Below are 24,585 nucleotides of genomic sequence, written 5' to 3'. Positions count from 1 at the left end.
GGGATTTTGTCAGCGGATGCGGGTTTTCACTGGTGAGTCGGGGCAGATCCATCGGAACGTCTCCTGGTGGTTGACCTGGGCAAACAAGGGGGTACGGGTTGCGGCGGTCACCGCGGCATTCGAGCTGACGACCCGTTGCCGGGCCATCGCCGCGGTGACGGCCGCACCGGTTGAACCGTCATCACCGAGTCATCACGACGTCATCACCGAGTCATCACTCCAGGACCTGGGCATGATCAACAGAGTGGTCAACACGGTGCGCCGCCGTGGCCGAACTCGGTGCGCGGGCGAGTGGGTTACCAGCGACCGGAGGGCCGGTCGGGGTTGGAGCACACGGTGCCGCCGTTCGGTACGTCCGGGTGGACCCTGGGCGGGTAGGAGCGGCAGACCTCCTCACCCGGCCGGCCCGTGCCCGGGTTGCCGGGCCGCTCGTACCCCGACCGGTCCCAGCCGCCGGGGCCAGGCCAGGACGAGCGCGGGTAGTCCCGGTTCCACGGCCGGTCCCAGCCGCCCCGGTCGCGTTCGTCCCAGTCGGCCGGGTCTCGGTCGGTGCGGTGGCCGGGGATCACGCATACGCACCGCCCCCGGTCCTTCGCCCGGTCCCGGTCGCGGTCCTTGTCGTCGTCGCGGTCGCGGTCCCGGTCGCGGGTGTTGGTCTGGTTGACACACCGGCCGTTGTCGCGGTCGCGGTGGGTGTCGCGGTCGCCGATGCTGATGTCGAGCGGCCCGGTACGGACCACCAGCCCACCCGGCTCCCGCTCGGCCGAGGCGGACGCGACGCGGCAGCCGCGCGTGTCGTCGTTGCCCGGACGGATCGCCGCCCAGGTGCCCGGCGCGGGCGCCGTGCCCGTGTGGGCCGGGGTGTGGGCCGGCAGCTCGGTGGTGAACGCGACCGGCCGCACCACCGCCACCCTGGCGGTGCCCGTCAGGGTGCTGGCCGCCGTGCTGGTCGGGGTGGGGGGCTCCGTGTGGCCGGTCGCCTGGTGGCGGGCGGTGACCACGTAGGCCAAGGCCACGATGGTGGACCCGGTCCACAGCAGGAACAGCACCCCGAACATGATCATGCGGTGGCGTTCGTGGCGGCGGGCGGCTTCCGCGTGCTGTTGCGGAGTCCATTGCGGCGGGCAGGCGTGCTGGTGCTCGCGCTGTTCGGCGCGCTCGATCCGGCGTGCGCGCCGGGCGATGCGCGCGGCGCGGCGCAGGGCGCGGCGGCGGGCGGCTGCTTCGGCGGCGGCCCGCCCACGGGGACGCGGCTCAGGGTTCGGGAACGGGTGCGAGCTGGTCATGTCGGTGCCTTTCAACTAAGTGATCAACAAAGGGGCGTGGCGGATCGCGATGGGTGCGCGGGTGGCTAGGGCGGGTGGCTCGGCTCGATAGCCGGCGGCCGGTTGGCGGCGGTCATGACACGCGCTCGGAGCCGAACAGCCATGCCCCGTACGGGGTGGCCGCGATACCGCGCTGGCCGCTCTCGGATTTCCGGGCGGCGTGCGGGAGGCCGACCCGCGCGCGGGCGCGGGCGCGTAGGTGCTGGGCCCTCCCGGGGATCGGGGGGTCCAGTGGGAGGGTGTCGAGGGTGTAGCCGGGCTGGTCGTGGCCGCTGGCCACGGTCCGGGCGCTGATCTGGAACCCGGGCCGCTCCGAGAGGTCTTCTTCGGCGAAGTGGTCGCCGTAGTGGCGGACCAACGCACGCGCGTCCCGTGGGGACACGGTGAACGCCATCTTGTTGCGAGCGTTGGTGTCCAGTGCGTGGGCCATCGGGTCGGTGAGCTGATCCCGGTGTTGGTGCCCGAGCACCCACGACACCCGGTAGCCCCGGGACTCGGCCAGGGCGTAATCGATCTTGATGGGCAGGGTGAGCGCGTTGTGTGCCTCGTCGACCAGGATCGTGGCGTCCAACCGCTGGTCGATGGGTTGCTGGGAACGGCGGGTGGTCTCGCCCCAGAGCCCGGCCAGCAGCAGCCCGGACACCAGCCGGGACGTTTCTTCGCCGATCTCGCCTTTCGGGAGGCGGGCGAGCAGGATTCCGCCGTCCAGGATCTGGCCCAGGTCGAAGGTGGAACGCGTGCCGGCGAGCAGCTCGCGGGCGAACCGCCGCGACATCACCGCGCGCAGCCGATCCACCAACGGGGCCGTCATGCCCGCGCGGGCGGCGGGGGTGAGCGCGTCGAACTCGGCCCACACATTCCCCAGGCCGTCCGGGGTGCCGTGCCGCGCCACCACCGTGCGGCGGAACACGTCATCGGTGAGGAACGTCGCGATGTCCGGCACGGTGGAGTCCGGGCGGCGGGCGAGGGTCAGGCAGCTTGCCCGCAGGAACCCGTCCATACGGGGACCCCAGGAGGCGCTGTAGAGCGCGCGCATGGTGCCGGCCAGGTTTTCCGCGGCCCACTCCCGCGCCAGCTCGGCGCCGTCGCCACCGGCGACGGTGACGGCCGGAGCGAGGGGGTTGTAGGCGGGTGGGGCGAGTCGTTCGTCAGGGTCCAGCAGCACCAGCCGGTCACCCGCCCACGCGGGCAGCCGGTCGAGCACCGCGCGCACCAGGTCGCCCTGTGGATCGATCAGGGCGACACCCCGCCCGGCGAGTACCTCACCGATCACGTATTGGGTCAGCCACCAGGATTTCCCGGCGCCGGTCTGCCCGATGACGTGCAGGTGGTAGCGGCCGTCCGGTACCTCGAGGTAGACCAGCACCGCGCGGCCGGCGTTCGCCCGCCCCAACAAGCGGCGTTGCATCCGGCGGGGGTCGTGTGGGGAGGCCAGCAGCAGCCGGTGTCCACCGGTGGCCACGGCGAGCGCGGAGGGCAGGGGCCGGGCCAGGTCCACCCACCGCCGCCCCTCCCGGTGCTGGTGGGCCGGTGGCGGGGTCATGACCAGCCCCGGCGAGGGTCGCGGACCCGGGCCGGCCGGCCGGGGTCGCTCGGGTGGCCGTGGTGCGCGGGTCGGTTCGGTGGCCGGGTCGGGACCGGCCGCGCCAGCCCGGCCGGCGGCCGGCCGTGGTGTCCGGGTTCGCCGCCCTGCTCGCCGCCCTGTTGGCCGTTGGGGCGGGGCGGTGGTGCCTGCCGCCGCGGCCGGGCATCGGTGTCACCGGCGCCGGTGGTGGGGCTGGTGTCGGGGCCGGTGGAGACACCACGGCCGGGGTCGTGGAAGCGGGTGGTGGCCGCGGTGAGGCCGAAGCGGCCCGGTGTTGTGGGTAGGTGCCACAGCGCGGCCAGCTCGGGCAGCGTCGCGTGGAAGGGGCGGCGGCCGTGGCCGTGCAGCACCAGGAGTTCCGCCACCGCCAGCCGCCGCCACACCGGCCGTAGCTCCGTGTCGGTCACCAGGTCGAAACCGGCGGTGAGGTCCCCGGCGCGGGCACGCTCAGCCCGCCACCCGGTTGGCATGGGCACGGTGGCGGCTACGCGCAGGGTGACGCGCAGGTGCGGCCCGGCCGCCCGTTTCGCGTCCGCGGCTTTCGCCGCCGCCGCCCGCACCGGGTCACCGGCGGACGCCCCGCCGGTCCGCTGGCCGCGGGCGCGTCGCCGGGTCGGGCGGCTGCTGGAGCTGAACAGGTCCAGCACCGCGAGCACCCCGGCGGCCACGGCACCGGTCACCCCGCCGAGCAGGGCCGGGGTGGCCCCGCGCAACAACCCGGCCACCCCGCCGCCGGCACCCCCGGTGCGGTGGTGGGACACGACGAGCTGCACGGCGGCTTGTTCACCGGGGCGCAGCCCGGCCAGCGCACCCAGCAGCGCCCGCAACGGTTCCTCGGCCGCCTCACTGCCTCCGACCTGACCCGCCGCGCGGCGGGCGGTCGCGGGGTCGATGAGCGGGGTCCACGGGCCGGCCGCGGGGGCGAGTTCCACGCAGCGTGACGGGTAGCGCCACCACACCGGCGGGTGCGTCGGGCGCACCCGCGCCCCCGGACACGCGCGTTCCAGCGCGTCCGCGACCGGCCCGGGGCGGATACCGGCGGGCAGCCACACCCCGGCCCGCACCCCGCCCGGGTCGGCGAACCACTCGACGGACAGGGCCGGGCGCCCCCACAGCCAGGTGCCGCGCGCGCGGCCCAACACCCCGGCCAGCACCCGCCACAGCGCCAACCCCGCGCCGGCCGGCAGGGTTTTCGGCGGGGTGATTTCCAACCACACCGCGCCCTGCGCGGCGCCCATCGTGGCGAACGCCCGCAGCACCCACACCGCCACGCTGATGGCCGCCGTGACCGCGACCAGCAGCGGCGCCACCGCCCCCAGCCGCAACAGGGCGGTCATCAGGTGCTCGGACGCGCCGGTCAGGGTGCACCCCCACCAGCCCAGCAGCCCACCCGGCGCGCTGCCGCAATCCCCACCGCCGGCCAATGCCACCGGTGCTCCCAGCGGTGAGGGCGCAGAAGACGACAGAACCGGGCGCGGAATGACGGCAATCCATTCGGCGGCGTGTGCCATCGCGGCGGGAAACAGGCGTGCATTCACGGGAGTATTCCTTTCGCACAGATGAACTGGTCCGCGCGTTTCCTCACCGGTCGCGTTCTTTCTTGGCCCGCTGTTCCGGTGCGTGTCGCGGAATGTGTGAGCTTTTGTAGACGGGCACGGTCATCACCGAGTCATCACCTAAGTCGTCACCCGGCCCCGGGCGTCATCACTCAGTCATCACCGAGTCATCACCCAGTCATCAGGTCCGTCATCACCGAGTCATCACCCCAGCCTCCAAGCGAGGCTGACCAGGGAAGACTTTCCACTGCGCGGCTCTCGCCTCAGCCGCCGGCGGACGGGCGCCGGCGGACGGCGCCCCGGTTTGCGCCGAGCGGGTGAATTCACCGCACGCCCGGCGCGCGCTATTCCGCCGCGGCCAGGTGATGACTTGGTGATGACTTCGTGATGACCCGTTTATGGCGTCCTGTGCGCGACGTTCCCGCGTCTCTTTGCTCGCCGATCGCTAAGGAGCCTCGCCCGTGGCCACATCACCGGAAGAAAAGCACCACAACCGGCCCCAAAACCGACGCCGCGACCAGAATCGAGCTGGTTCCTCGAATGCCGCCGGAATGGGGGTGTTCGCCACTCTGGAAAACACGTTCCGGTGGCTGGTCACCGGCCCGTACCCGCTGGCTGTGCACCCGCGCCGGTTCCCCGACCTGCCGGACCTCCCGGTACCGCTGGACCGGCTGCGCGCGCTGCTGGCCTCCCCGGCGGTGTGCGCGTCCTCCCGGGCGGCGGTGTGGTCCTACCTGGTCCGCCAAGCCCGCACCAGCAGCCCCGACCAGGCCGCCTGGACCGTGGCCGCCGCCGCGGTCGCGCTGCCCGACCTGATGCGCATCGTCGCCACGCTCAGCCCACCACACCGCCGCCCACACCAGCGTCCGGAGTTGCGCGCGGAGCTGGAGGCCGCCGCGCTGGGCGGATTCCTGTCCGAGCTGCGCCGCCACGACCACAACGACGCCCGTGACCCCCGTATCCGGTGGCTGCTGCTGATGAGCGCCTACCGCGGCGCCCGCGCCCTGCGCGACACCACCACCAGCACCAGCGGCCGGGACGGCACCGCCGCGCCGGAGAACGCGCCCACGCTCACGCAGCGTGCCCGCGCGAGCCGACCCGCGCGCCGCCCCACCCGCCAGCCAACCGACGCGACATCCGGGCGCCGGTCCGGCACGGGCGCGCGGCCCCGGCGGGGCGCGGGCAAGGAGACCGGGCGATGAGCAGCGGACACCCGCGGCCGGGGGACATAAGTAGCGGTCACGGCACTTCGGCCACCCCGGCCCCCCGGTGGCCGGACAACACTTGCGCACTCAACGGTTGGCCGCGGCTCGACTCACAACCCGCCCCGGCCACAACACCGGCCGCACCGCCGGTGATGGCCACACCGAACCCCCTGGAAACGGTGGCCACGCAATCCCCGGTGACACCACCGGCACCGGTGGCCACCAGCGCCCCGGACGACTCCGGCCGCCCCACCGGCGACGGTCACGCAGCGGCGGCCGGCACGCGCGGTCGGGCGGCCGGGGTCGCGCGCGTCGCCGCGCGCACATGCGCCGCGCTGGCCTCCGTGTTGGTCTCGGCGCTGGTGTCAGTAGTGGTGCTGATGGCGGGGTTGGGCCACCTGGTGGGCCCGCACGGCGGGGCCGGCGGCGTCCCCGCTCCAGTGCTCGCCGCGCTGGTCGGGTTTCCGCCCACCCCGGCGGCGGACGTGTTAGCCGCCCCGGGTGACGGGGCGTCGGGGATCAGCCTCAACCAGTTCCTGGACAACGCCCGCAACCTGGCGGTCTCCCTGCTCGGCACCGTGACGATCTTCTTCCTGTCGGTGGGGTTCCTGCGGCTGCTGGCCGCGCGCGGCGAAGCCGACGAAGTGGAGAAGGGCAAGGCCGCGATCAAGGCCGGCGTGTTGGGGTTCATCGGGGTGATGCTCGCCCCCGCGGTGGTCGGCGTGCTGCAAACCCTCACCGGCGGCGCGGGGCCAGCCGCATGACCCCCCGCCTTCGCGATCGTGCCGGCGAGTTCCGGCCCCACCCCGCGACCGGCACCCCCGCCAGCTCTGGCCCCGCACGCGGGCGCCCGGCGGCCAAGCGGGGCCGCGGCCGGCCGGCGTGCGCGGTGGCCGTGCTGGTGGTGGCCGCCGCGGCGCTGGTGGCGTTCCTCGGTACGGCCGGTGTGGCCTCCACGCTGCGATCAATGGCCACCGCGCCTACTGTGACCGCCACCACTTGTGTGGCCACGCGCACCGCCTATGCGCTGGCCACGTCCCCCGCCGCGGCCGTGGCCACGTTCAGCACCGTGGCCACGGCCCGCGGCTTGGGAGCGGCCACCCCGGCGCCCGCCCGCGCCCAGCTCGCCGGCCCGGCGCCGGCCCAGCCCGCGCCGCCGTCCCCAACACCCCCGCCCGCGCCCGCTCCGAGCGGCCCGCCGCCTGGTCAAGGCGGTTCCGGGGCGACTACCAGCAGTGAGGACCGGGGGCCGCTGGGCGGGCTGATGGACGACGCCGGGGACTGGATCGCGCGCAACGTGGTGTTGTCCGGGCTGGATCCGATGCTGTCGATGCTCGGCAACACGCTGCTGTCCACACCCGATCCGGCACGAGTACCGGCGGTGGTCGATCTGTGGCAGACCAGCCGCACCATCGCCGTGTCGTTGTACGGGCTGCTGGTGATGGCGTCGTTCCTGATCGCCGGGGCGTTCGAGACCTTGCAGAACCGGTACACGCCCCGGCAGATGCTGCCGCGGCTGCTGGTGGGGTTCGTCGCGGTGCACCTGTCGTTGTGGCTGATCGGGCAGGCCACCGCCCTGGCCAACGCGGTGGCGACGGCGCTGCTCGGGCAACTCGACGCGCGTGCGGCGGCGGACAGCATGCGCGTGATCATCCGCAACGCCCTGGACGCGGAGGGCGTGTGGCTGATCTTCGTGGTGGCGGCGTTCGTGGTGCTGCTGGCCGGGCTGCTGATCGGCTACGTGGTGCGCCTGGCGCTGCTGTCCCTGATCACCGTCACCGCGCCGCTGGCGCTGGCCTGCCACGCCCTCCCGCACACCGAGCCGCTGGCGCGGCAGTGGTGGCGGGCGCTGGGCGCGCTGCTGGTGGCCCAGGCCGGCCAGGCGCTCACGCTGGCGTTGTCGTTGCGGTTGTTCTTCGCGCCCGGGGTGGTGCCGTTCGGCATGGCGCCGGCCGAAGCGCGGGCCATGATGCCGTTCCTGCTGCTGGCCGCCATGTGGATCATGGTCAAGTTGCCGTTCTGGGCACTGTCCCAGGCCCAGGGCGGCGGGCGCGGCGGGTCGCTGCTCTCCTCGGTGGTCAAGACCTGGATGGCGGTCAAGACCCTCGGCGTGGTCAAGGCCGCCGCCACCGCCGGCCGGGACCGGCGCTGGCGCATCAACGGCCCCCGCCTCTCCCAGGACCCCCGAGACCCCGGCCGCCACCGTGGCCGGGGTGGCCGCCGCGATGGCGGTGGTGCCGGCGGCGGGCCGACCGGTCCCGGGGGACCGCGCGGGCCGCGGGTGGGGCCACGGCCCACCGGGCCAGCCGATCGGCACGGTCCCACCGTGAGCCCGGCGGGCGGGGCCGGCACCCCGCGGCGGCCGGTCCCTGTGTGGCGCACCAGCCCCCCGGCACCCCCGGGCCAGCGACCAACCGGCCCGGGTAAGCCGGCGACCCGCCCGCCCGGACACCCCGCCGGCCCCACCCGGCCCGCCAGCACCCCGGCCGGACCGGCCACGCGCGGCGAGGACCGTGCGCCCGCCACGACGGCGCGTACGTGGCACGAGGTCGCCCAGCGCCAGCGCGAGCAGCACCAGGCCCAGCAACGTGCCCAGCGGCGCGGCCCCGCCGCTGCCACTCCGGGGCCGTCCGGCCCGGCCGGCACGGCGGCCCCGGCCGGGCGGCCACCGGGCTACCCGCGGCCTGGCCGGGCCGGGCATCGGCCACCGCCCGCGCCACCGGCGAGCGGCGCCACGGCGAGACCACGCACCCGCCCCACCGAGGCCCGGCGCCCGGACACCCGCCGCTAACCCGGCCGCCCCCTTCCGCAACCAGCTCTCGGCCCCGCGCGGGCCGGCCCTCACACCACGGAGACAGCCATGGATACCTCGTCGTACTCCACGTCGTACACGTCGTCGCGGGCCGTGCCGATGCCCGCCGATATCGATCTTGAGGACCGTTTGGTCGGGAGCCTCACCGCCCGCCAGTTGGTGATCCTGGGCGTGGCGGGGGTGGGGTTGTGGCTGCTGCTGCGCACGCTCGGCGCCTGGTCCCTGCTCGCGTTCGCGGCGGTGGCCATACCGCTCGCGGCGGCGGCGGTGGCGGTCGCGTTGGGCCGCCGCGACGGGGTGAGCCTGGATCGGTACCTGTGGGCGCTGGCGCGGCACCTGGCCGGCACCCGCCCCCACCTGACACCCGACCGGGATCGGCCGGAAACCCTCGCTACGCCGGCCGCCGCGTTCACCGCCGCCGCCGAGGCGGGCGGGCGGGGTGGCTGGTGGGCACGTCCCCGCCAACCGCTGGGCCGGGGCGTGCTGGCCGCGCGGGAAGTCGCCCCGGCCCCGTACGGCGGGGTGGTGAACCTCGGCCGCGCCGGTTTGGGCATGCTCGCGGTCGCGTCCACCGTGTCCTGGGGGCTGCGCAGCGGCGGGGAACAAGACGCGATGGTCGCCGGGCTGGCCCGGTGGCTGAACGCCCTGTCCGCGTCCACCCAGATTCTGGTGCGCGCGATGCCGTTGGACCTGTCCGGCAACATCACCGCCCTCCAGGCCGCGGCGGCCGGCGGGTTGGGGCACCCGGCGCTGGACCAGGCCGCCGCCGACCACGCCGGCTACCTCGCCGAGCTGGCCGCCACCCGCGACCTGTTGTGCCGGCAAGTCGTACTCGTGTTCCGCGAACCCAACCCACCCGGCCCCACCCCGACCAGCGAAGCGGCCCAGGCCCGGCGCGACCGGGCCGCGCTCACCCGCCTGGCCCGGCGGCTGGCCGAGGCCAGCGAACTACTCGCCCCGGCCGGGATCACCGTCACCCCCCTGGACGCCGACCAGGCCGCGTTGATCCTGCACACCACCACCAACCCCTACCGCGACCACACCACCCCGGCCCCGGGCGAGCCCGGCCCCGCCGGCCCGGAGCCCGACCAGCCGCCGGCCGGGCCCGGCACCGGTCACGGGGTGCGCATCGGCGGACACAGCTTCTTCCCGATGCCGACCGGGCGGTGGACCCCATGATCGGTACCGCGCTGCTGCGCCGGACGTTCCGTGTCCCGTTGACCGGCCACGAAAGCGACACCGACGCCCAAGCCGACACCCGAGCCGACGCCGAGCACGCCACCGCCGCTCCCGCCGGCCTGGGCCCGACCGAGAGCACCGGAGCCGAGGGCGCGGCAGCGGGAGACGAGTCGGGCGGGGACCCGGGGCCGGTGGGGTTCGGCCCCGAGGAACTCCACCTCGGCGCGCGGGTGATCGCGACCGAGACGGGTTGGGTGGCGGTGTTGGCGGTGACCGGCTACCCGGCCCAGGTCTACCCCGGGTGGCTGGAACCCCTCGCCGGGTACCCGGGGCGGTTGGACGTGTCGATCCATGTCGAGCCGGTGCCCGCGATGGCCGCCGCGGACCGGCTCAAGAAACGCCAGGCCCGCCTGGAAGCCGGCCGCTGGCATGGCGCCGAGCACGGCAAGCTGGCCGACCCGCTGGTCGTTGCGGCGGCCGATGACGCCGCCGAGCTCGCCGCCCGCATCGCGCGCGGACAGGCCCGGCTGTATCGGGTCGGGCTGTGCCTGGCGGTGTACGCGCCCGACCCGCACACCCTCGCCGACGAAGTGGCCGCGGTGCGCGCGATGGCGGCAAGCCTGCTGCTGGACGCCCGGCCGGCCTCCTACCGGCAGCTCGATGGGTGGACCAGTTGCCTGCCGTTCGGCATCGACGCCCTCGACACCCGCCGCGTCATGGACACCGACCCGCTGGCCGCCGCGTTCCCGTTCGCCTCCAACGACCTACCCGCCGTCGACCCCGCCCGCCCGGACCAGGTCGACGGGGTGTTGGTCGGGATCAACCTCGGGTCGGCCGGACTGGTGTTCCACGACGAGTTCACCGCCACCAACTACAACACAGTCGTCCTCGGACAAAGCGGGTCCGGCAAGTCGTACTTCGTGAAGTGCCGGCTGCTGCGCAGCCTGTACCGGGGCGTGCACGTGTTCGTGGTCGACCCCGAGGACGAATACACCCGGCTGGTGCACGCAGCCGGGGGAACCGTGGTCCGCCTCGGCGCCCCCGGTGTGCACCTGAACCCCCTGGACCTGACCACCCACCCGGCCACCCACACCGGCCCGGCCGCCGACGTGCACCCCGCGGGCAACGGGTTCGGCAACAGATTCACTGAACACGCGTTGTTCGTGCACACCTTCCTGGCGCTGGCCCTCGGGCGGGAACCCTCACCGCTGCAACGCGCCGTGCTGGACGAGGCCATCACCGTCACCTACCGGCGGGCCGGTATCCACCCCGACCGGCCCGGCACCTGGACCCGGCCCGCGCCGCTGCTGGCCGACCTGGCCGCCGCGCTGGCCGCTCACCCCAACCCGGCGGGCCGGGAGCTGGCGACCGAGCTGCACCCCTACGCCCACGGCGCCTACGCGCGGCTGTTCGCCGGACACACCACCCTGCCCAGCCCGGCCGGCCATCCGGCCGGACAATCGGGGCCGCACCTGGTGTCGTTCTCGCTGCGCGCGCTACCGGAGGAACTCCAACCCGCCGCCACCCTGCTGGTGCTGCAACACATCTGGCGCCACGTCTCCGCCCCGGCCACCCGCCGGCCGCGGCTGGTGGTCATCGATGAGGCCTGGCGGCTGATGTCGCAGCCCTCAGCCGCCCGCTACGTCGCCCGCCTGGCCCGCACCGTGCGCAAGTGCTGGGCCGGGCTGATGTTCGTCTCCCAAGACCTGGCCGACGTGTTGGGCACCGACCTGGGCAACACCGTGATCAACAACTCGGCCACCTCCGTGTTGTTCCGCCAGGCCGACCAACTCATCGACGAGGTAGCCGACCGGTTCCACCTCACCGCCGGAGAACACGCCTTCCTACGCCGCGCCGCCCCGGGTGAGCTGCTGCTCAGCACGGGCAACCAACGCGTAGCGGCCAAGGCCCTGGCCAGTGACCGTGAGGACGAGCTGGCCACCACGGACCCCCGCGACACCACCCCCGCCCCCGGCCCGGGCTGGACCGGCGGCCAGGGCGGGTGGTGACCCGGTGGCGGGCAAGGCCATCGGCGCGGTGATGTTGGTGTTACTGCTGCTGTTCTTCGGGGCCGCCGCCGTCGCCGCCGCCGTGGCGTCGCTCAACCCGTTCTCTGGCCCCACCGACACCACCGGCACGCCCAGCGGCACGGCGCCGAGCGGCGCCCCCGCGACCCCCGGCGCCCCCGTGCCGGGGCCGGGGGCCGGGCCGGCGGGGTCAGTCGGGGACATCCCGCCCGGGTACCTGTCCCTTTACCAGGCGGCGGCCCGGCAGTGCCCGGGGCTGCACTGGGCGGTGTTGGCCGCGGTCGGCAAGATCGAAACGAACCACGGCCGGTCGACCCTGCCCGGGGTCCGGGCCGGGGCCAACCCCGCCGGAGCCGCTGGTCCGATGCAGTTCCTGCCCGCGACGTTCGCCGCGGTCATCGCGCGCCACCCCATCCCACCGGGCGGCGCCCGGCCACCCTCGCCGTATGACCCCCACGACGCGGTGTACGCCGCCGCGTTCTACCTGTGCGACAACGGCGCCGGCAACCCCAACCGCCTCTCGGCCGCGCTGTACCGGTACAACCACTCACAGGCCTACGTCGCGCAGGTGCTCGCGCTGGCCCGCCGCTACGCCGCCAGCGCACCCAACGCCCGCCCGAACACGGCACCGGGCACCCCGGGCCCAGCTGTGCCCGCCCGGCCACCCGCCGGCACACCACCACCGGCACCGGCCGGCACCGGCCCGGCCGTGCAGGCGGCTCTGGCATTCGCACGCAGCCAGCTCGGGCGGCCGTATGTGTGGGGTGGCAATGGTGAACAAGGGTTTGACTGCTCCGGCCTGTCGAAAGCGGCCTACGGGGCCGCCGGTATCGCGCTACCGCGCACCGCCGACGCGCAATACCGCGCCGGCCCCCGCCTCGCCGCCAACCAGAACCTGCTGCCCGGTGACCTGGTGTTCTACGGAAACCCCGCAACCCGCATCACGCACGTGGCCCTCTACCTGGGCGGTGGGCAGGTCATCCACGCACCGACCCCCGGCACCGTCGTCACCCTCGCGCCGATACCCACCAGGGCATACGCCGGAGCCACGCGCCCGGCACCCGCCCCGGCCGCGCGACAGGCCGCCGGGGTCACGCCCCGCCCGAAACCGCCGACCGCGCTATTCAGCCTCGCCCGGAGCGGTAAGCAGCCCAGCCAGGTCCGTTTCACTGAAGGCAACGATGTTGCGGCTACCGAAACGAACCGCATTCAGCCCCATGGCACCCGGTCGGCCCGCTACCGTCCGTGTCGTGATCCGATCGAACGACGACGATCAAGTGCCCGAGTACCAGCGAGCGACAGCGCTGCTCCGGCGACTGTCCCGGTTCAACTGGCTGTTTGGCCCGGTCATCTTCGCCGGTTTCTTCATCGGCAGTTGGGCACCGGCCCTGGCGCCAGGAGCGGACAACACACTCATGCGCGCCCTCATCTTGAGCACCTCACAGGTCGCGATCGCGCTCGGCGCGCTGGCATGCGGGGCAACGATGGGCGTGGCATACGTCGTACGACTCTGGGCACTCAGCCACGCGCGGCCCGCTCGGACGCGCGGCGCGCGCGAGCTACCGGGCTACAGCCAGAACTAGCCCGAGCTGTTCTTACCGCCGAGAACCGACCCCACACCAGCCCGCGTCACCGACACGATCGGCCACCCCGCACGCCCCCGCGGAACGACAGCATTCGACAGGGTTCACATACCGACTGTCCAACGGCTAGGCAGGATCTGGCCACGCAGCCTGGGCTGGGTACGCAACCAGTCACGGGCGACCGCGCGGGGCTGAACCACGGAACCGAGGGCGGCGGCAACGCAATATCTGGAAACGCGGTCGTTGCGCGCCGCAAGAGAGGCCGGATGAGCCCTCTCCTGACGTCGGGGGAAGATACCAGGAAACAGCTCATCCGGGCGCCCAACACAGTACATGCACAGACAACAACCACCGGACACCCACATGGGGCGAGTCGCCCGCAATTAGTACCCTCTAATTGTGTTTCGAAATGCGGAGACAAACACGCCCGCGATCTTGGTCGGCATCCGCCGGATGCTGCTCTACACTCCCCGATGTGGCACGGCTCACAGGGGGACATGCGAGCCTGCCGGGGGAGGAGATGCCGCCCAGGTCGTCAAGTCGGGGACCAGGGCGGCAACTTCCCTCAGCGCCCTGACCTGCGCGTAGGCCGTCATCTACCAAAACCCCTGACCTGCCAGTGCCGCTGGCGCGGGCGCCGAGTCGCACGGGCCGCGAGGGTGCGCGATGAGTTCGCCAATTTCTAGCGGCGAGTTTCACCCACCCAGCGCAACCGCAATGCGCATCACAAGTCGCGGGATCACCCAACCCGGTGATGATCTCCCATTCACCCGCGCCATCAGAACCACCGGAGAAAACTCCGTAACCCGGATGGCCCCTCACCCGGGGCATCAGGAAAACCATTTCACCAATCGCTGTTCCGTTTATCTCGGGGTTATCCACGGCTGTGGAGAAAGGTGTGTGTCGTTATGGACTGGCGCCCTGACCGTCACCCGGCCATCGGGCCGATGCCCGGGATCTCCCCGCAGCCCCCGCCCCAGCCGCTCACGCACGACCCGACACCCGCCGCGCCCCGGCCCGCGCCGGGCGCACCGGGCTACCAGGTGACACCAGAGCTGCTCGCACAACGGGCGAAACAGTTGCGCGAGGACGCGATCGCGCCCGACGACCGAGACATGCCCCTGTTGACCACGTGCCCGGACAAGTCGATCTTCGGATGTCCGAAGCTCGCCGAAGCCGCCGCCGCCTACCACGCCCGGCGCAAGGAAGCGTTCGCGCGCATGTACGCCGACCAAGTCGCGCTGGCCGGGCACCTGGAGGCCAACGCGACGCACTACCGCACCCGTGAGGACTACCTGGCCGAGGTCTTCACCACCCCGCCCGCGCCGCCGCCCGCGCTGGCGTAACCACCAAGCCCCTGGCGGGGTGTCATATCGAGCCCCCCGGGCACCCCGCCAGGCCAAACCCCCTGATCTCGAAAGGCACAGCACGATGAACACTGGCCCCTCCGGCCCCGCGCCCGACCGTTGGTACCCCGGCTGGCCGGGGCCGCCCACGACGGAGCCGACCAGCATCGGGCCGACCAGCACGGGGCCAGCGGCCACGGAACCTGCCGTGACGGACGGCGACGGCTGGTCCCGATTCGTGACCACCCAGCCCGCCGCGGCCGGCGACGGGGCCGAGGACGGGGCCACCTACCCCGCGTTAGGGGACACCACCGATCCCCACGCCTACATCCCCACCCGCCCGGCGGACCTGGACTCCTACGCCGACCAGTTGGAACGTGAGCTGAACCTGGTCGATGTGAAAGGCAAGATCCTCAACGACATGCGGTTCGGCGACTGGACGGGCAAGGCCGCGGACGGCGCCTACGTGGTCACCGCCCGCCAGGTCAGTGACCACCGCCGCGCCGCCACCGCCGACGAACATCTTGTCGCGGCCGTGCGCCGGTTGGCCGGGGACACCGCCCGCCGGGTCGCCATGGTGCGCGACGCCATCGGTGAGGAGATGGCCGTGCGGCAGGACGCGCGAGACACCGAGCGCGCCGGCAAACGCCCCTCAGAGGACGCCCGGCAACACTCCCTGCACGCGCAGGACACGCTCAAGACCGCCGTGAGCGGTCACCAGAAGGCCCTTGACGATCTCCAACGGCAGTACCTGAACCTGGCCGGGGAACTCCCGGGCACCCAACGCATGCTGCGCGACCCCGGCACCGAACCCTCGGTGCCCACCGGCCCGACTCCCGGCGTCACCCCCGGCGTGCCCATGCCGCCCGGGGTGCACCCGCCGGCCGGCCCGGGCGCCCCACCACCGATCAGCGCACTGCCCCCCGCCGCAAACACCGCCCCCGCGCCGTACAGCCCGCCCGGGCCGCACACCGACGGGCCCACCAGCAGCACCCACACGGACAACACGCCGCCCAGCCCGTCCACCCCGCCGGCCAACACCACCCCGGCACCGCCCAACCCGAGCAGCCCGAGCAACCCGCCGGTCACCGACGTGGTCATCCCTGCCCGGGTGCACCGGCCCGAGTACGACGACCCGCCCGAGCCGCGGTACCCGGGCGGCCCGGGATATCCCGGCACCCCGCCGTACACCGGGTACCCGCCGATCAACACCGGCCCGCCGGCCCCCGCACCCGACACCACCGCGCCGCGGCTACCCCGCCCAGACGTTCCCGCGCCGGGGGACAGCACCACCCCGCCGCTACCGCCGGTCGGGGACCCGGCCCAACCCGGCACCGATGGGATACCGCCGGGCGGGCCCGAGCTGCCCAGCAACGACCACCACACCCCCGAACACCCCGACCAGCCGGACCAGCCCGGCGCGGGAGACACCCAGCCGCCGCTGGACACCGCGCCCCCGCCGGTCCAGCGCACCGAGGGCGGCAGCTACCGCATCGTGGGCGCGATGTTCTGCGCCGCGATCGTGGTCGCCGCCGTCGTGTTCGGCATTCGCAGGGCCAGAGCCCTGGCCAGCCGCGGCGGCGAACCCGTGCGGAACGCGACGTTCACGCGGCGCATCGACAACGCCACCCGCGACCAAACGATCTACGACATCAGCGCGCCCGTCATCGGCGCCGAACCCGACGAGAACACCGGGCGGGCCGACCCCCCGGCCACCGACCCCAACCGCGACCAGCGGCCCACCGGCCCCGAAGTGCTCGCCGCCCTGCACGGGACCACCGCGCTACCCGCCGCAGAACGGGCTAGTCAGTTGCTGCGCCTGGACCTTGCCACCACGCCCACCCTCGGCGTGTGCGGCCCCGGCGCCCCGCACGTGCTGCGCGCGTACCTGGTGATCGCGCTCAGCCACGGGCTACGGGTGCTCATCCCCGAACGTGACATCCGGCGCCTGTTCGGCGACCAGGCCCCCGACGCGATCCCGCCCAACCTGCACATCACCCCGACCCTGGAAGACGCGCTCACCCAACTGTCCACTGCCACCCGCGCCACCAGCGGGGTGCGCACGGTGCTGATCCTCGCCGCGCCGCCCGCCCACAACGCGCACGCCGAACACCTGGCCGACCTGATCCACACCGCCGGGCAGCACATCAACGTCTGGACCATGGACGACCACGACGCCGCCCACCGTGTCACCACCGGGGCTGACTGCGTCGTTACCGACACCCACGGCAACACCAGCCACCTGGCCGGTGCCGAGCTGTTCAACATGATCCGCGCCGTTGCCCTCGACATGATCAGCCACCTCCCACCCATCCCCGAGCCGGACGGACCGCAACCCGACACCCACACCACCGCCCCCGGCGGCGGGGCCAGCACACCGGCCCCCGACACCGGTCCAGCCGCGCCACCGGAGTCGCTCACAGCGCGCCAGGGGCACGACACAGCGCAGCGCCCCGCCCAACACCAGGCAGGCCCGGCCGAACCCGCCACCGGCGCCCCACGGCCCGTAGCGCCCCACACCGCGCCCCCTGCCGTGGCGGGACCGGCGCCCGCCGCCGCCCCGACCGGCACCCCGGCCCGGCCCGCCGAGTCGACCAGCTCGGCGCCCGCGCCGGCCACCAACCCCGCCCCGCCCGAGCAGCCCGACCCGGTCACCGAACCCCTCCAGATCGGACCAGCCGTCAGGACGCCCGGCCCCGAGCACACACCGGACCAGACCGCGCCGGTGCCGCTGCGCTGGCGGGTACGGGTCGAGATCATGCGCACCCCGCGGGTGATCTGCACCCCCGAACACCCCGACGCCGCTGAACCGGCAACACCCGTCATCGTCGGCCTGCCGGACGTGCGCGGACGGTGCACCACGCGGCTGGTCCTCAACCGCCACGGCGAACGCCGCGCCGCCCTCATCGATGCCCTCTGGGAACACACCCCCAGCAACCGGCCGGCCGCTCAACTGTCCAACCTCTTCGGACGCATCAACCGCCGCATCGAAAAAGCCACAAACGGTGCCGTCACAAGCATCATCGACACCACCGACGACGGCATATGCCGCCTCAACCCCGCATTGGAAGTTGACTACTGGGAATACCTCGACGCCACCCACCCCGACACCCCGTATGATTCGCTCGTCGATAAGGCAAACGCACATCGCAAAGCACTCGCCGACTACCACGGCGAACTTGCCGAAGATCTCGACGCCGAATGGCTACATGTCTACCGCCAGAACTTCCAGCAAAAGGTGATTCAAACGGCACTCACCCTTGCGGAAGAACTCAGAGTGAGTCATCCGAGAGAAGCATCAAACTTCCTCGAAGAAGCGTTAACGTTCGCATCGGACCAAGAGTGCATCTATCAGAAGCTTATCGAGATCCATTTGGATGAAAACCTGCTGGATCTTGCCAAGCAGAATTGCCGAAAGCTTCTCGCCGCATTATCTGAATTGGGCGTGGCGCCAGCGGCGAGAACCAAAGAAATCGCCCGGGAGCTTGGCCTGAACCCTTCCTGAAAGTTAGAGATTCTTTCCGTATGCACGATTTCCTGGCTTGTCTCGATAAATCGAGAACCCTGGAATTCGGTGGTAGCCGACCAGCTCATATAGGGTGTGTGCGGCGCCTTGTTTCCGACCAACGTCGAGAACAACCTTGGTATAGCCCACCGAGCGAGCCCGGTCCTCCAACTCGCCGAGGATGGCGCGGGCCAGACCCCGCCGACGTGCGGCCGGTCGGACGTACAGCCGCTTGAACTCGACGACCGCGCCCTCTGCGTGGTCCGGGCTGAGTCGATACCCTCCGCACCCGACTGGCTCCCCGGACGCGTAGGCCACAACGAACAGCCCCGATGGAGGCTCGAACTCCTCCGGCTTCATGGGGGTGGCGTCGGCGTGACCGTATAGCGCGGTGTTGAACGCATCCGCCTCGGCGACGAGCGCGACGGCGTCGGCAGCTAGGAAACTGACAGCACGGATCTCGGCAGATTCGGTTCGTTGCTCGGTCACTCACAACGAAATATCAAACTTTCCCCGCAAGCACACCTTCCGCTTGCTCACGGAGGTCCCTGACCGCGCGGTTCCGCGGTTCGGGCAACTCGTTGACCAGGTCCGTCAGGAGATTCCGACATCGCGCCGAGCTAACCGACTTGAGCTGCGGAAGGACGGTCACCGCCGCGTAGCAGGCCCGTTCGAGGTCGCCCGGTGTCGACGCGGTGCCGGTTGCGTGCGCTTTAGCGAGAGACAGCCCGTAGAGGACGCGATCACGCGATGCGCCGCACTCAAGCATGCCGATCCCGCAGTCGAGTTGGTCGACCGCTTGGGGGAGTTGCCCCAACTCGACCAACGTCCGACCAGTCTCGCCAGCAAGCACAGCCGGATTGAGCCAGTAGGCCCACACCGGTGTCGGTTCAGAACCGTTCGCGCGGCCCAGCTCCCGCTCTGCCTGCCCTATCGCCCGGGTGGCGGCAGACTGGTCGCCCGTCATCGCGTGTGCCCTGGCCTCGCGCATCGCAAGAATCGCCTTCACGCGCGGGCTGGCGCCAGCGGGCAGAGCCGTAGCGGCGATCCCCAGAAGCTTCACCGCATCCCGGGGACGGTTTCGCCAAGATTGCTGCGCAGCGAGGCAGCTCAAGATCATCGCTGCCAGAGTATGGTCTCCGGCCAAACCGGCTGCTCGCAGTGCAATCAGGTAGCAACGTTGCGCCTGACCGTGATCGTCAAGATCAAAATGCAGCCAGCCGGCGAGTTGCGCTAGCTGTGCAACAACCGTGGCAAGCGCCCTGCCATCGCGGGCGCTGTAGCTGGACGTCGCAAGCAGATCGAGAGTCAATGAGAGCTGATGCGACGCAGCTCGCTGAACGAGCGCACCCCCGTGACCGTCATCGAGTCGCCTTAGCGAACCGGCGTCGCGGGCGAGATAATCGACCAATTCAGTGGTCACAGTTCCAGCATCACCGTCGCGCGACGGCAGCAATTCAGGCAACTGATTGGTGTAGCGGGCCGCTGCGTTGACCAGATCCGGCCCCGAAAGCGCGAAAAAGCGTCGCACAGTACCGGGTCCGTGCGCTGGGAATTTTTCGAGGAGAGCGAGAGTCTCGCGACTGCTCCAGGGGATTTCGAGACCGTCGACGGAAGGTCTGTGTACCTGTTTTCGCCCTCGCCGATTTGGCCAGAGATCCTCTTCGGTAACCACTTGGCCTAGTGCTTCGGTGAGCACGCCAGCTACCAGCGATGGAAGCGATCCGGTGGGCACCACCCCCTTATCCCGCCAGGTGAAGGGGGTAGTCGGATGGATACACCGGTTAGCGGGAAGTGCCTTGTTTATCGCGCGCGCCAGGTCAGTCGGCGACCAGCCGATACTTGCCAGCGCATCGGCAAGCGCGGTGTTCGGCAGACGAGTGGCCACGCATCGGATCGTAGCCCGGAACCGGCGTCCGTCCAGACCTTTCGATCAAGTGAACCGCGATATTCAGCGATATTCAGCGGTACTCGCCCGAAGTTCTGCGCCATTCGACAGCCAAGACAGCGACAACCACGGCGCCGGCACGATCAACTCAGACCATGCGAGACAGTGCATGTCAGTCAAACCCGCACCGAGGAGCGGTGAAGCCGCAGGAGCAGGCGCACCCTGCCGACCGGCCGAAATGTGAGTGCTCAGACCCGGCCCGGTCCAATGGCCACGAGGCGTATTGCTTGTTTGGTCCGCTCCGATCGTTGCCGGCCGTGCGGCTCAAGGGCCGCAGGTGGCAGCCGGAAGGCACCCGGTTCGTGGCTGTGTGGGTGAAGCTCGGCCGCCGGGAGTACAAGAAGTATCGAGTCATCCAGTGACGCGCTGTGCGTGCGGCGCGCTGGTCGAGGCGCCCGACGGTGTGAAGTGGTGGCACCCCGAACGCGAACCCGACCCGGGGCCGCATGTGGTCGCCGTGGTGCGCCATGGCGACCCGCCGGAGATGTGCCGTTGGGAGCGCATTGCGGGCGGCTGGAGCCAGCGCGGCGTTCTGGTCGACTTCTACATCGATCGCACACCGCCCGTGCCCTGGGAGAAGGTCGGCCGATGCTGGTCCGGCAGGGATCACGCAGTGGTGGCTGTGTGGCCGGGGCCGGACGGTTCGTGGACCTTTGATGATCACGAGAACCAACGAGAACAGGCGCTAGCGGTGGCGACGGACCAACCCAGTATTGATTCAGTCCTCTTGGCTCACCGCCAGGGTGACCACGGGAAATGTGCCAAGTGTGGGACCCCGTGGCCGTGCGATGAGTTCAACGAGGCGGCGGCCAAGCGGACACCTATTGGCGGTGGCGAGAGCGATAAAGTCGATCTGTTTGCGTTGCTGCGGTGGCGTGCCGTGGTGTGCTTTACCAACGCGACGAGGACCAAACGCACAGACCGAGCCACGTTCTGGTGCGAGGACGCCGAGCATGCAGCCGAGAAGGCTGTGACCGAGCTAGAAGAACGCCGTCGAACACAGGCTGACCGGCTTGGTGGTCCCGAGGCGATCTGTGGTGAGGCCCGGATCGTCAATCCGGACCGCGAGACGGTGCGCACCTGCTACCTGTTCAGCGCGAAAGAGACGCTCAAGTGGGAAGACCACACACCGGACGGGATACCGCGCGAGGACTGACCCGCTCCCCGGCGCGTATGCCGGGTGCATTCCCCGGCCGGTGATCCCACACCAGCAGCACCCGTGGCATGCGTCCATGCAACCCCGGCGCTCGGCAGTCCCCGCCAGGCGCCGGGATTGCGCACGTCCGCCCCGGCCCAGCGGTACCGCGATCGCGCGCACCGCAGACGTGCCGCCGCCAGGTTGTTGGCGAGATCGTTTGCAATAGCGAACGTCTCGGTGCAACCTCGCCGGTGTGCCTAGACAGCGGCCTAGGGTTCGGATCATGAGCGGCAGCGTGCGCAACGACCCCACCTCTCTGAACGCGGAGATGCGGCATCTGCTCACTCAGGTGACCCCCGAGAATGTGCTCCAGATCCACAACGGCGTGCAGGCTGAGGTCGCGTTCCTGGCCGACCAGCTCAAGCTGAACGGCTACCCCGCCCGGGTGGGCGTAGCCGCCGACGAAGCTGTGTCCACGATGGCGGCTAACGCGTTCACCTCGAAAATTCAGGGGCTCGTGCAGGAGGCCGCCGCCTACATTGACGAGCTGCGACGCGCAGGCGCGGTAATCAGGGCACAGGCCATTCGGTACGGCCACACCGAGGACGAGATCAGAAGATCGTTCGAGGCACTCCAGGCCGATACGCGATGAGAGCACGCGGGCATTGGCTGGCCGTCGTGTTGATGCTGCTCACAGCCGCTGGGTGCGGAAACAACGGCCCGTCGTCCGAACCTGTCCAGACCCCTCCTGAGATCGCTCCTACGATCGCGCCACTCGGTCCACGACCGCAAACTCTGCCGCTGGACAACATCGACCCGTGTGCGCTGCTCACCTCTAGCCAGGTGAACGCGCTCCATGTGCGCCGTGGTCGGCCCGGCGTCGATAACGACGGTCTAGGCAGCAGGGACTGTCTGTGGAGCAATTCGCCAGACGAACCCGATCTTGGTTGGGTCGCGCGGGCCACGCTGCGCCGCGGCGCGGAGCAGTACCGCAACGACAGCACCGAAGTCGTACATATAGGCGGATTCCCTGCGGTGCAAGCATCATCGGAGATCCAGGACCCCGAGACGCACTGCCTTCTCATGATCGATGTTGCGCCTGGACAGTCGCTATGGGTGCAGTTCGTAAATATGGGAAGGACCTATCCGGGGATGAACCATCAGCGTGCCTGCCAGTTCGCCCGGCAGACCGCCGAAGACATGCTGACCAACCTCCGCGGCCTGGCTCGCTAAGCGGACGGTGGCCGATGGGAGAGGATCTCTGTTACCGCGATCCGACCTTGGGCCTACAAGATCTATACAACAAGCTCCAGGCCGGTCCGGGGGTCCGGGTCATCGAGCCGGCGGCGGCTATGTTGGGCAAGCTCGGTGGCGCGCTGGCCGGGTCACCGGAGCGGCTGCACCGTCTCTTCAGCGGCACTGGCGTCGAGTGGCGAGGCAAGACCGCAGCCGCGACCACTAACGCGCTGCTACGGGCTGGTGAGTGGGCGCAGAAGGGCGGTCAGGTCGGCCACGCCGGCACGGGCAAGGTAACCGACTACGCAGCTTCCTACGCCGACCTGAAATCCAAGGTTGCCGCCCCGCTGGCGGTTCCGGATCTGAATTTCTTCGGCCGGGTCGCGGACATGGTCGGTTCGATGAGCGACCACCGATACGCGATCAAACAGAACAACGACAACGCCATCGCGGCGGCCCGGGCGTTGGCTGAACATGAGCGGCGCACGAACGCAGCCATCGCGGCGTTCCCACAGGTCGAGAAACCACCCCCGGTCACCAACCCCGCCACCGACACCCCAGCCGCGCCAGGCGGGCGCGCCGCTACCCATCCGGGTAGCCCGGTCGACGCCCGGCACCAACAGACACGTCACGACGCACCGCCCGGCGACCCTTACGCCACCCCCGCCCCGGGCGGTGGCTCCACCCACCCCGCCTACCAGCAGAACGTGCCGCCCCCACCCGGCCCGCCGATCAACACACCCGGCCCAACACACAACCCCAGTCCTCCCGGCCAACCCCCGCCAGGCTTGGTGATCGCGCCACCACCACGGCAACCGCCGGGCCGGCCACCGGCGACGCGCGCCCCGACCTGGGAACGGCCTGCCGCCCCGGGCCGAAGCCCGCTGCCGCCCGGAGCCGGGATTTCGCCATGGGGTGAGTCGCCCATGCGGCCCCGAGGAATCGGCGCACCAGGTGACCCTGCCAGCCGACCCGGACCCGCATGGAGCGGCGAACCCACCAGCGCGACCCGACCAGGCACGCACGGCCCGCCAGGCATGCCACCGCCCGGCCAACAGCAGCCGGGCCCCGGCGTCGGGTATCGCAGCCAGCGGTTCAACCTGCGCCGCCACCGCCGCGCCGAAACCGACCCGGGCGAGTGGTTTGACATGCCCGTTGACGACGACGTGGTGTCGCCGGTGATCAACCCGGGCGACTTCGGATGGAAGGAAGACGACGAGTGAGAGGCGTGGCGACGACGGGGCGGGCCGTCCAGCTCAGCCCGGTAGAGCTGCTGGCCTGCTGGGAAGCGCTCCAACTCGGCGAACTCCCGTGCGAACTCCACATGCGCCGCCCCAGCGGCCCATGGGCCGCCCAACAAGCCACCCGGCAGGTACTCGCCCGTGCGTTGATTGGGCTGGCCGTACGCGGCCTGTCAGACGGCACCCGCCCCACCGCCGACCTGGCCGAGATGCTGCAACCGCTCGCCCACCCGAGCTACCAACTCGACATCCGATTCACCGGCCCCAACCGGCGCCCCATCGTCGGCCTTGGCCCGGTCACCAACACACACAGCTTGGTGGTCACCTTCATCGACGACGGCGAAAGCCCGATCGAGCTGCGCGCGACAGATAGCAGCCAGATACCCGGCGTGTTGCTCGCACTCCTCGGCCCGTTCACCCCCGGCATCAGCCCGCCGGTGAACCTCCCGGCCGACCTGTTCGACCAAGCATGCGAAACGATCGGCGACGACGCCGGCCCTTGGGCTCTCGCCGATCAACTCCGAGAACACGGCGCGCCCCGCCGAGACGCCGAAGCGCTGGCACGCATGTGGACCGACATCGACTTTGGCGGGCAACTCGGAGTCACCGCATGGCGCGATGGACGCGAACATCGATGCCCGTGGGTGATCGGATTCCTGCGCAACCTCACCGGCCAGACGTTCCTGCACCTTCGCCGCGCGGGCACCCTCACCATGTGCCCCATCGACGCACCCGGCCTTCACCGCCACTGGCGTGAGCTGCTCACCCGCACCACAACCGGCAGCTAGGCGCGCGCTTGTCGCGCAAGATCCCGGCACAAACCGGGCACAAAGCACGCTCAAAACGGCCCGGATTCGATCGGCATCGTTCAGGCCTGTTTTAGCAGCTCAGACCGGGTT

18 protein-coding genes and 1 pseudogene are annotated in these 24,585 nt (G+C 71.4%); 14 read left to right on the top strand and 5 right to left on the bottom strand.

Going from position 1 to position 24,585, the window contains the following annotated elements; translation table 11 throughout:
* Positions 1 to 296 precede the first annotated feature (296 nt).
* The 3 genes from ABEB12_RS41900 to ABEB12_RS41890 all read right to left on the bottom strand — a co-directional run bounded on the left by ABEB12_RS41900 (position 297) and on the right by ABEB12_RS41890 (position 4,340).
* Positions 297 to 1,286: a hypothetical protein gene (locus ABEB12_RS41900; protein ID WP_185058325.1), complete on the bottom strand. Its 990-nt coding sequence runs from the start codon at positions 1,284 to 1,286 to the stop codon at positions 297 to 299.
* 112 nt (positions 1,287 to 1,398) lie between these two features.
* Entirely contained in the window at positions 1,399 to 2,868 is a 1,470-nt protein-coding gene (locus tag ABEB12_RS41895) for an ATP-binding protein (RefSeq protein WP_185058324.1), read from the bottom strand.
* On the bottom strand, positions 2,865 to 4,340 hold the full coding sequence (locus ABEB12_RS41890) for a hypothetical protein (protein WP_185058323.1): 1,476 nt from the start codon (positions 4,338 to 4,340) through the stop codon (positions 2,865 to 2,867). The genes ABEB12_RS41895 and ABEB12_RS41890 overlap by 4 nt, the downstream gene beginning before the upstream one ends.
* 683 nt (positions 4,341 to 5,023) lie before the next feature.
* Between ABEB12_RS41890 and ABEB12_RS41885 the strand changes: the two genes are divergently transcribed.
* From ABEB12_RS41885 to ABEB12_RS41845, 9 genes and pseudogenes are all read left to right on the top strand, one after another.
* Complete coding sequence (locus ABEB12_RS41885; RefSeq protein WP_185058322.1) at positions 5,024 to 5,668, top strand: hypothetical protein; 645 nt, start codon at positions 5,024 to 5,026, stop codon at positions 5,666 to 5,668.
* 200 nt (positions 5,669 to 5,868) lie between these two features.
* Positions 5,869 to 6,435, top strand: a complete 567-nt coding sequence (locus tag ABEB12_RS41880) for a pilin (RefSeq protein WP_185058321.1) — start codon at positions 5,869 to 5,871, stop codon at positions 6,433 to 6,435.
* Positions 6,432 to 8,462 carry a hypothetical protein gene (locus ABEB12_RS41875; RefSeq protein WP_185058320.1) on the top strand — a complete coding sequence of 677 codons (2,031 nt, stop codon included), beginning with the start codon at positions 6,432 to 6,434 and terminating at the stop codon, positions 8,460 to 8,462. Before ABEB12_RS41880 ends, ABEB12_RS41875 begins: the two co-directional genes overlap by 4 nt.
* Before the next feature lie 69 nt (positions 8,463 to 8,531).
* Positions 8,532 to 9,662, top strand: a complete 1,131-nt coding sequence (locus ABEB12_RS41870; RefSeq protein ID WP_185058319.1) for a PrgI family mobile element protein — start codon at positions 8,532 to 8,534, stop codon at positions 9,660 to 9,662.
* Complete coding sequence (locus ABEB12_RS41865) at positions 9,659 to 11,671, top strand: TraG/VirB4 family ATPase (RefSeq protein WP_221497500.1); 2,013 nt, start codon at positions 9,659 to 9,661, stop codon at positions 11,669 to 11,671. Before ABEB12_RS41870 ends, ABEB12_RS41865 begins: the two co-directional genes overlap by 4 nt.
* 31 nt (positions 11,672 to 11,702) lie before the next feature.
* A pseudogene (locus ABEB12_RS41860) lies at positions 11,703 to 12,689 on the top strand (C40 family peptidase); the annotation flags it as partial.
* 250 nt (positions 12,690 to 12,939) lie between these two features.
* Positions 12,940 to 13,272 carry a hypothetical protein gene (locus ABEB12_RS41855; protein WP_345703601.1) on the top strand — a complete coding sequence of 111 codons (333 nt, stop codon included), beginning with the start codon at positions 12,940 to 12,942 and terminating at the stop codon, positions 13,270 to 13,272.
* A 908-nt stretch (positions 13,273 to 14,180) separates the two neighbouring features.
* Positions 14,181 to 14,618, top strand: a complete 438-nt coding sequence (locus tag ABEB12_RS41850) for a hypothetical protein (RefSeq protein WP_185058318.1) — start codon at positions 14,181 to 14,183, stop codon at positions 14,616 to 14,618.
* A 208-nt stretch (positions 14,619 to 14,826) separates the two neighbouring features.
* Positions 14,827 to 18,123, top strand: coding sequence for a hypothetical protein (locus tag ABEB12_RS41845; RefSeq protein WP_185058317.1), 3,297 nt, complete (start codon positions 14,827 to 14,829; stop codon positions 18,121 to 18,123).
* A gap of 3 nt (positions 18,124 to 18,126) precedes the next feature.
* Here the strand turns inward: ABEB12_RS41845 and ABEB12_RS41840 are convergent, their stop codons facing one another.
* A complete protein-coding gene (locus ABEB12_RS41840; RefSeq protein ID WP_185058316.1) occupies positions 18,127 to 18,612 on the bottom strand; it encodes a GNAT family N-acetyltransferase in 486 nt (161 codons plus the stop codon).
* A gap of 13 nt (positions 18,613 to 18,625) precedes the next feature.
* On the bottom strand, positions 18,626 to 20,011 hold the full coding sequence (locus tag ABEB12_RS41835; protein WP_185058315.1) for a hypothetical protein: 1,386 nt from the start codon (positions 20,009 to 20,011) through the stop codon (positions 18,626 to 18,628).
* Between the two features lie 418 nt (positions 20,012 to 20,429).
* Between ABEB12_RS41835 and ABEB12_RS41830 the strand changes: the two genes are divergently transcribed.
* From ABEB12_RS41830 to ABEB12_RS41810, 5 genes are all read left to right on the top strand, one after another.
* The gene (locus ABEB12_RS41830) at positions 20,430 to 21,227 is read left to right on the top strand and encodes a hypothetical protein (protein ID WP_185058314.1); all 798 of its coding nucleotides are present in this window, start codon (positions 20,430 to 20,432) and stop codon (positions 21,225 to 21,227) included.
* 265 nt (positions 21,228 to 21,492) lie between these two features.
* Positions 21,493 to 21,861 (top strand): hypothetical protein, encoded by a 369-nt coding sequence (locus ABEB12_RS41825; protein WP_185058313.1) that lies wholly within the window; start codon positions 21,493 to 21,495, stop codon positions 21,859 to 21,861.
* A gap of 32 nt (positions 21,862 to 21,893) precedes the next feature.
* Positions 21,894 to 22,442, top strand: a complete 549-nt coding sequence (locus tag ABEB12_RS41820) for a DUF3558 domain-containing protein (RefSeq protein ID WP_345703600.1) — start codon at positions 21,894 to 21,896, stop codon at positions 22,440 to 22,442.
* A gap of 14 nt (positions 22,443 to 22,456) precedes the next feature.
* Positions 22,457 to 23,668 carry a hypothetical protein gene (locus ABEB12_RS41815; protein ID WP_185058311.1) on the top strand — a complete coding sequence of 404 codons (1,212 nt, stop codon included), beginning with the start codon at positions 22,457 to 22,459 and terminating at the stop codon, positions 23,666 to 23,668.
* Positions 23,669 to 23,673: 5 nt separating this feature from the next.
* Positions 23,674 to 24,474, top strand: a complete 801-nt coding sequence (locus ABEB12_RS41810; protein ID WP_185058310.1) for an ESX secretion-associated protein EspG — start codon at positions 23,674 to 23,676, stop codon at positions 24,472 to 24,474.
* Positions 24,475 to 24,585: the final 111 nt, after the last annotated feature.

This window comes from Actinospineispora eucalypti (genome assembly GCF_039543365.1).
Lineage (GTDB): Bacteria > Actinomycetota > Actinomycetes > Mycobacteriales > Pseudonocardiaceae > Pseudonocardia > Pseudonocardia eucalypti.
Note: the sequence above shows the minus strand (reverse complement) of the source record. Positions and strands in the feature narration are given on the sequence as shown.

Coding starts and splice junctions, on each gene's coding strand:
- ABEB12_RS41820 (WP_345703600.1), top strand. CDS start 21,894: ATGCTGCTCACAGCCGCTGGGTGCGGAAACAACGGCCCGTCGTCCGAA.
- ABEB12_RS41815 (WP_185058311.1), top strand. CDS start 22,457: ATGGGAGAGGATCTCTGTTACCGCGATCCGACCTTGGGCCTACAAGAT.
- ABEB12_RS41825 (WP_185058313.1), top strand. CDS start 21,493: ATGAGCGGCAGCGTGCGCAACGACCCCACCTCTCTGAACGCGGAGATG.
- ABEB12_RS41875 (WP_185058320.1), top strand. CDS start 6,432: ATGACCCCCCGCCTTCGCGATCGTGCCGGCGAGTTCCGGCCCCACCCC.
- ABEB12_RS41895 (WP_185058324.1), bottom strand. CDS start 2,868: ATGACCCCGCCACCGGCCCACCAGCACCGGGAGGGGCGGCGGTGGGTG.
- ABEB12_RS41900 (WP_185058325.1), bottom strand. CDS start 1,286: ATGACCAGCTCGCACCCGTTCCCGAACCCTGAGCCGCGTCCCCGTGGG.
- ABEB12_RS41850 (WP_185058318.1), top strand. CDS start 14,181: ATGGACTGGCGCCCTGACCGTCACCCGGCCATCGGGCCGATGCCCGGG.
- ABEB12_RS41870 (WP_185058319.1), top strand. CDS start 8,532: ATGGATACCTCGTCGTACTCCACGTCGTACACGTCGTCGCGGGCCGTG.
- ABEB12_RS41865 (WP_221497500.1), top strand. CDS start 9,659: ATGATCGGTACCGCGCTGCTGCGCCGGACGTTCCGTGTCCCGTTGACC.